Source organism: Mesorhizobium sp. M7A.F.Ca.CA.004.06.1.1 (assembly GCF_003999135.1).
GTDB lineage: Bacteria > Pseudomonadota > Alphaproteobacteria > Rhizobiales > Rhizobiaceae > Mesorhizobium.
Window position 1 is genome coordinate 1 of the sequence record NZ_RZPQ01000351.1, and the last position, 5,986, is coordinate 5,986.

Consider the following 5,986-nt stretch of genomic DNA (forward strand, 5'->3'; position numbering starts at 1 on the left):
GTTTGGTGGCCCAGAGTCGCGAGATGGCTGCGCTATCCTCGGTTGAGAGGCGCATGTACCTGTCAAGTCCGCAATCCGACACTCGTGCCGTTGCTGCGCCCAACGTGCGTGTCGGATTCGGCGCGGGAACCAATGGTCACGACCCGTATGCCTTTACCGACGGTTCCGTGGCGCTCCCGCTCGGTGAAAAATACGGCTTCCAGGTGGATGCGATTGGTGGCGTGACGCCAAACAGTAACTTCACAGGTGCCGCCGCGCATCTATTCCGCCGTGATCCGAAAGTTGGGGCGCTGGGTCTGTATGGAAGCTACCTTCATGGCGGAGGTGGTTACGATGATGGTGGAGTTCTTGAAAACGGCTATGTCGAAGGCAAGCTCGGCGTTGAAGGCCAGTACTATCTGGGCCGGGCCACGCTTGAGGGACTTGCCGGCATAGAATGGAACTCACTTGAAGAGGACGTCAGTCCGTTCGCCGAAGGCAGGGTCGGGTACTATCCTACGGATAACTTCAAGGTTAATGGCGGCCTGCGTCATCGCGACGCCTTTGGTGGTAGAACGCAACTTGTTGGCGGCGCCGAGTACCTGACCGAGTTCGGAAGCGGAATAGCGACTTCTATCTACAGTGATTTCAGCTTCGATCTGACGAACAGCGACGTCTCCTCAAGCGGCGATTTTTCTGCGATGGCCGGTTTGAGATTCCACTTCGGCACCAATGGCGATCGAAGCGCCCCGAAGACAGTTTTCTGCAAGGATCCGGACCAGAATTTCGAGTGCGCGGTCACGGATGGTCAGAACGATTATTATGCCGACAAGCCAGGTCGTTCCTTGATTCAGCGTGATCGTGGCGACTTCCTTCCATCGCACATCGTAAGAGACGTTGGCAACTTGCCGACGCCTTCCACCAATGTTTGGGGACAGCCAGGGGCGCCTGGCGCACCCGGCGAGGCTGGTGCGCCTGGAGTGCCCGGCGCGGAGGGGCCTGCCGGACCCACTGGGCCTGTCGGACTGCCCGGATCGGATGGGACACCTGGAGCGCCCGGCGATACCGGCGCGTCTGGACCTCCCGGCGCGCCCGGCGCGGAGGGACCTGGCGGACCTGCTGGGCCTGTCGGACTGCCCGGATCGGACGGGACACCTGGAGCGCCCGGCGATACCGGCGCGTCTGGACCTCCCGGCGCGCCCGGCGCGGAGGGACCCACTGGGCCTGCCGGACCGGTGGGACCTGCCGGACCGGAGGGGCCTGTGGGACCGGAGGGACCTACCGGACCGGCAGGCCCATAGTACCCCCTTCTGTCCTGGTCATGCCGCTACGGTTTGGCGGCATGATCAGCAACTTAGAATCGAATCGTTTGAGGATAGCGGAGAGTATGACCGGCCCGCGTCTTGACTGTATGATCCAGGCTCCGAACCCCCCTGAGCTTGTCGCCGCGGAGGGGACGCGAGATTGGATGGATGCGACCGACCAGCATTTCGCCTATCGTTGCACGCCGCTTTCAATCGCCAATGCCAGCGGATGGGAATTGTTGAACCCCATAAATGTGACTGTTACTTGGAACGGATACAACACCACAAAAGACATCGCCTTCCATGTAAACGAACCGAACGTCACGCACCGATTCATCAGCTCGACCTTCGGGCACGGCATAGTAACCTTTCATCCGGGTTACGTGTTTCGCACCGAGCCGGGCTGGATGGTGTGGGCTCGCGGCTCCCCCAACCGGATGAAGGACGGAATCGCGCCCCTGGACGGCTTGGTGGAAACCAACTGGCTGCCGTTCAGTTTCACCATGAATTGGCGCTTCACCCGCCCTGGGTCTGTCACTTTTGCCAAGGGCGAGCCTTTCTGTTTCATCACCATGATGCCAAGTGTCGCTATCGAGCAGGTGCAGCCGGTCATTCGTCCGATGGAGGACGATCCTGAGTTCCATAAAGAACATAAGGTTTGGAATAGCGAACGTCGACGGTTTTCGGCCGGGCTGCAGATGAACGACGAGCTTACCAAGGAGATGAAGTGGCAGAAGCACTATCTGCAGGGTGTTTCGCCGACGGGGAAATCGGTCGCGGATGACACTCACCGAGTAAAGCGAACTCTGAAGCGGCCGATCCACATCGACCAGTTGCGGGCCCAGGAAAAAGGTTCGCCAGTAGATGAAGCTAGCCAAGAGTAAGCGGCCTGTGCGCATTCCTCCAGTTGGATCGCTAGCATTTGGCCGTTCGATTAACGGGTCGGTTTCGAGCAGAGACGAAAGACCGGAATGCATCCGCCAGTTCGTGCGGTCGGGCTTTGTATTGGCGCTGGCGGCGCTCCTTGTCGGTTGCCTGGCGGATGGAAAAGGTAGCCCGAATACGGCTACAGAGTTAGTTCGCGTGAAAGCCGCTTACGCGAGGGAGCCGCATGAGGTCTTCATCGTCGATCGCAGCAAGTTTGACCAACGCTTTCTGCCTGTCGATGTGACGCCCCCGGAACGCTTGCCTGCCGGTACGGTGTTGATCGATACACAGCAGAGGTTCCTCTATCTATACCGCCTCGATGGAACGGCGCGGCGCTATGGCATCGCCGTCGGGGCTAGCGGTTACAGTTGGTCGGGCATTGCCAGCGTAGGGCGCAAAGCGGAGTGGCCCGCATGGTATCCGACTGACGACATGCGTAACCAGTCGCCCGACCTGCCGCGCATGGTCAGGCCCGGCACGCACAATCCGCTCGGCGCGCGAGCTCTCTATCTGTACAAGAACGGCGTGGATACGCTTTATCGTATCCACGGCACCTCAGAGCCCTGGACCATAGGAACTGAAGCGTCCTCAGGGTGCATTCGCATGCTCAACGAGGATGTGATCGAACTCTACAGTCTGGTGCCGCGGGGAGCAAAGGTCATCGTGAAGTGAGGCGAATTGAACAGGCGCAGGCAAACGCTTGCTGTCGGATGCCGCTGGACCATACCCACGCCGGCGGCACAGGTGACGGCAGATTTCTGCTTCTATCGATATTGCGTCATAGAGGGAGAATTTAAGACATAGGCGTCGCTGCTCGTATCGATAGCACTCGCGAATAAGGTTTTGGATACCTTAACCGTCATCTCTGTCCGTCATAATCGACGTTTAGGTATTCTTTTTTACACCTTTTGCGTGTACTGAAATAAAAAAAATCAATGGACGCGCCTATATATCAGTTCACGTCAGTGACGGCATGCCGTTCGTCTTCCCGTTCGCCGTCGGCATCAGTCAGGGCGCGAACGTCCGAAGGACAAATCCAGGCTGATGGGTTGGCAATTGAACGCACCGAGTGAAAGGACCTATGATGAGGCACTCTCTATTCATGCTGGTTTCCGCCGCGCTATTGAGTACCGCCGTTGCGGGTCCAGCGGCAGCGCAGACCGCCGCTGAAACAAACCAGGCCCTTGACGCGCTGTTCGGCAGTCACACAACCTATCAGCAGTTCTTCGACAAGCTGCAGAAGGCTGTCAGTGCCGGTGACAAGCAGACCGTCGCGTCGATGATCGATTATCCCTTCCGCGCCCGGATCGGCGGCAAGGCGATCAAGATAAACGACGCCGCGCATTTCGTGACGGATTACGACAAGATCGTTACCGCCAAGGTCAAACAGACCGTCCTCAAGCAGACCTATCCGACGCTGTTCGCCAATTGGCAAGGCGTCTCAATCGGTGATGGCGAGGTCTGGTTCTCCGGCGTCGGAGACGGCAACACCATCAAGATCACCGCGATCAACGACTGACACCTGGCGGAAGAAATTCCATTTTCGATGATACCGACGCAACCGATCGTTGACCACTCCGGAGGGTTCACATGCTACGTTACCTGTTCATTGCTTTGCTCGCGCTCGGCTCATCGTGGATGATCTCTGATGCCCGCGCACAATCGACCGTCGAATGCCAATCGAGGCACTATCAGTATGGCGAATGCTGGGCGGGCCCGCTGAGCAAGCCGCAACTCATTCATCAGACTTCCGGAAGTCCTTGTATTTTGAACCGGACCTGGGGCTACAATCCACGCAGCAAATATATTTGGGTCGCGCAAGGCTGCTCCGGAATTTTCGCCGATGTCGGCGGCTACCACCATGGACGTGGCGACAGCTTTGATCCCAATGCCCGCATGTATGACCATCGCGGTCATGACGTCGGCGCGGTGGTTGGCGGAGCTATTCTCGGCGCTCTGATCGAGGGGATGGCGGACGATCATCACAATCGACGGCACACGACGAGTAACTACCGCTCCGATAGCAGCTACAATGGTTGTCATGGCATCGGATGCAAAGTCGACAATCCGGACAAGGCAATCGATACCCGACCGCAATTTGACAGGCAGGGAGAGCCAAACTTTGATGTGCATGGCAACTACCAAGGATGCCATGGTGCAGGCTGCCTTGTCGACAATCCTGACGCGGAGTGAATTGAAGGGCGAAGGAAGCCGGTCACGATTGTCAAAGCGGGGCTCTTAAATCTTTGCCGCAGCATCAATCTTGATCTTCATCGTGGCATCACCACGGCAGACTTCGTTCACCTGCTTCTTGGTTTCTCCTCGAAGCGGTGGAGGCAGCCGAACATGTTCTCTATCTCCTCCTCCATCGTGGCGGCGGCTGAGACGATAAGATCGAGGTTCTTATGCCGTCGATCCATGGGGGCTTGTGCGGAAGCCTCTTTGTACCAAGAATGTACCAAAAGAGAGCCGCTATCCAGAAAAATCGTTGCGAATCAGTCTGTTACGGGAAATTGATGGCGGAGAGGGAGGGATTCCCTTTCACCTCTATGATACTGAAAATACTAGTCTTTTCGCGCTTTTTGTTACACAGTTTGTTACACAGCTACAACTACGATTTATAACCGCTCTAAGCTCGCAGCTTTTGGGCTCGCCTGCCCAATCCATCCGATCTGTCGAAACCGATGGCTTGTAGGACACTCCCGCGTGTGTACGTTGGGGCTTGGGTCAGAAGGTGACCCACAGCAAAGACGGGAGCGCCGCAGCGCAAAAGATCTCATCGGTCAAGGAACAGATAGTGAAGTAGCCTGTGACAATCGGCGCCAGCATCACCTCCAAAGCCGACCAGGAAAAACCCGCAAAAAACGTCGCCCTCAGATACCCCGTCGGCAATGAATATGGGACCGAAGTTGCGCGGCAGATCGGGCGTTAGATGCCTTCATGACATCTGAACCTGAGCAGGCTCCTACGCCGCGAGCCGGCACATTTCCGAACGGAGTTTCGTCCGGCTGCGCAAAAAGGTGCCCTGTCGAGACTTACTTGTTGGCCAAATGGCTTAGCAGGGACGAACTCGTGAAGAGATTGATAATGCAACACTATCAGTCGTTGTGCTGATCCGACAGGCTGTGCGTTTTGGCACGAAAATCATGGCGAAAAGCGCACCGGCACTTTACTCTCCAAATTATGATTCGCCTCGATCCCGCGACCGCCAGCTCCTCTGCGCCGCCCTCCGTTCCCGCGTGGGCGATCACAAGCGCCGGCGCGCCGAGTGACGGCGACGCCGCCTTCCGGGCCGGCGCCGCCCTGGGTGCCCTCGACACGCTCGCCCGCGCGCAGGCAGCCTGGGCCGGCGCTTGGCGGCAGCGGCTGGCGGTTCGCTGCGCCGCCTCCAGCATGCGGCTCGCCGGCCGCGCCGAGGATGCGGCCGCCTTGCGCGATGCCTGGCATTTGCGTCCCCTACGTGCTGACCCCGGTCCCGCAGGCGCCGTCTTTGGCGCCTGGCGGCAGTTGGCCAGGCAGCCGCCCGCCGCTACGCCCGGCCGGCTCGGGAAGATACTCGACCAGCTTGGCCTCCATTGGGACGGCGCCGCGCTCGCCGACCTTTGCACGCAGATCGAAAAACTCGGGGTATCCCAGCGGTCGGCGCCATTCGACGCCGCGGCGATCGCCGCTGAGGTCGTCGCCATGCGTCCCGATGCCGAACTCTTTGGCTGGTGGCTCGCCGACCTGGTACTGGCGCAACGCCTGGGCTGGCCGCAGCCCCTGCCGCTCCTAAT

General features: G+C 58.8%; 5 protein-coding genes and 1 pseudogene. All 6 read left to right on the forward strand.

All coding sequences use genetic code 11. The features are described 5' to 3' along the window. Positions 1–1,280, forward strand: a pseudogene (locus EN906_RS38825) (collagen-like protein); the annotation flags it as partial. Positions 1,281–1,390: 110 nt separating this feature from the next. Continuing rightward, a complete protein-coding gene (locus EN906_RS20090; RefSeq protein ID WP_245465065.1) occupies positions 1,391–2,167 on the forward strand; it encodes a DUF6065 family protein in 777 nt (258 codons plus the stop codon). Further along, positions 2,148–2,882: a L,D-transpeptidase gene (locus EN906_RS20095; protein ID WP_127266890.1), complete on the forward strand. Its 735-nt coding sequence runs from the start codon at positions 2,148–2,150 to the stop codon at positions 2,880–2,882. Before EN906_RS20090 ends, EN906_RS20095 begins: the two co-directional genes overlap by 20 nt. A gap of 430 nt (positions 2,883–3,312) precedes the next feature. Beyond that, a complete protein-coding gene (locus EN906_RS20100; RefSeq protein ID WP_245465926.1) occupies positions 3,313–3,729 on the forward strand; it encodes a hypothetical protein in 417 nt (138 codons plus the stop codon). Positions 3,730–3,800: 71 nt separating this feature from the next. Next, complete coding sequence (locus tag EN906_RS20105; RefSeq protein WP_127266888.1) at positions 3,801–4,403, forward strand: DUF3011 domain-containing protein; 603 nt, start codon at positions 3,801–3,803, stop codon at positions 4,401–4,403. A 990-nt stretch (positions 4,404–5,393) separates the two neighbouring features. Beyond that, the coding region (locus tag EN906_RS20110) for a DUF1403 family protein (RefSeq protein WP_127375325.1) at positions 5,394–5,986 on the forward strand (593 nt) is incomplete at its 3' end.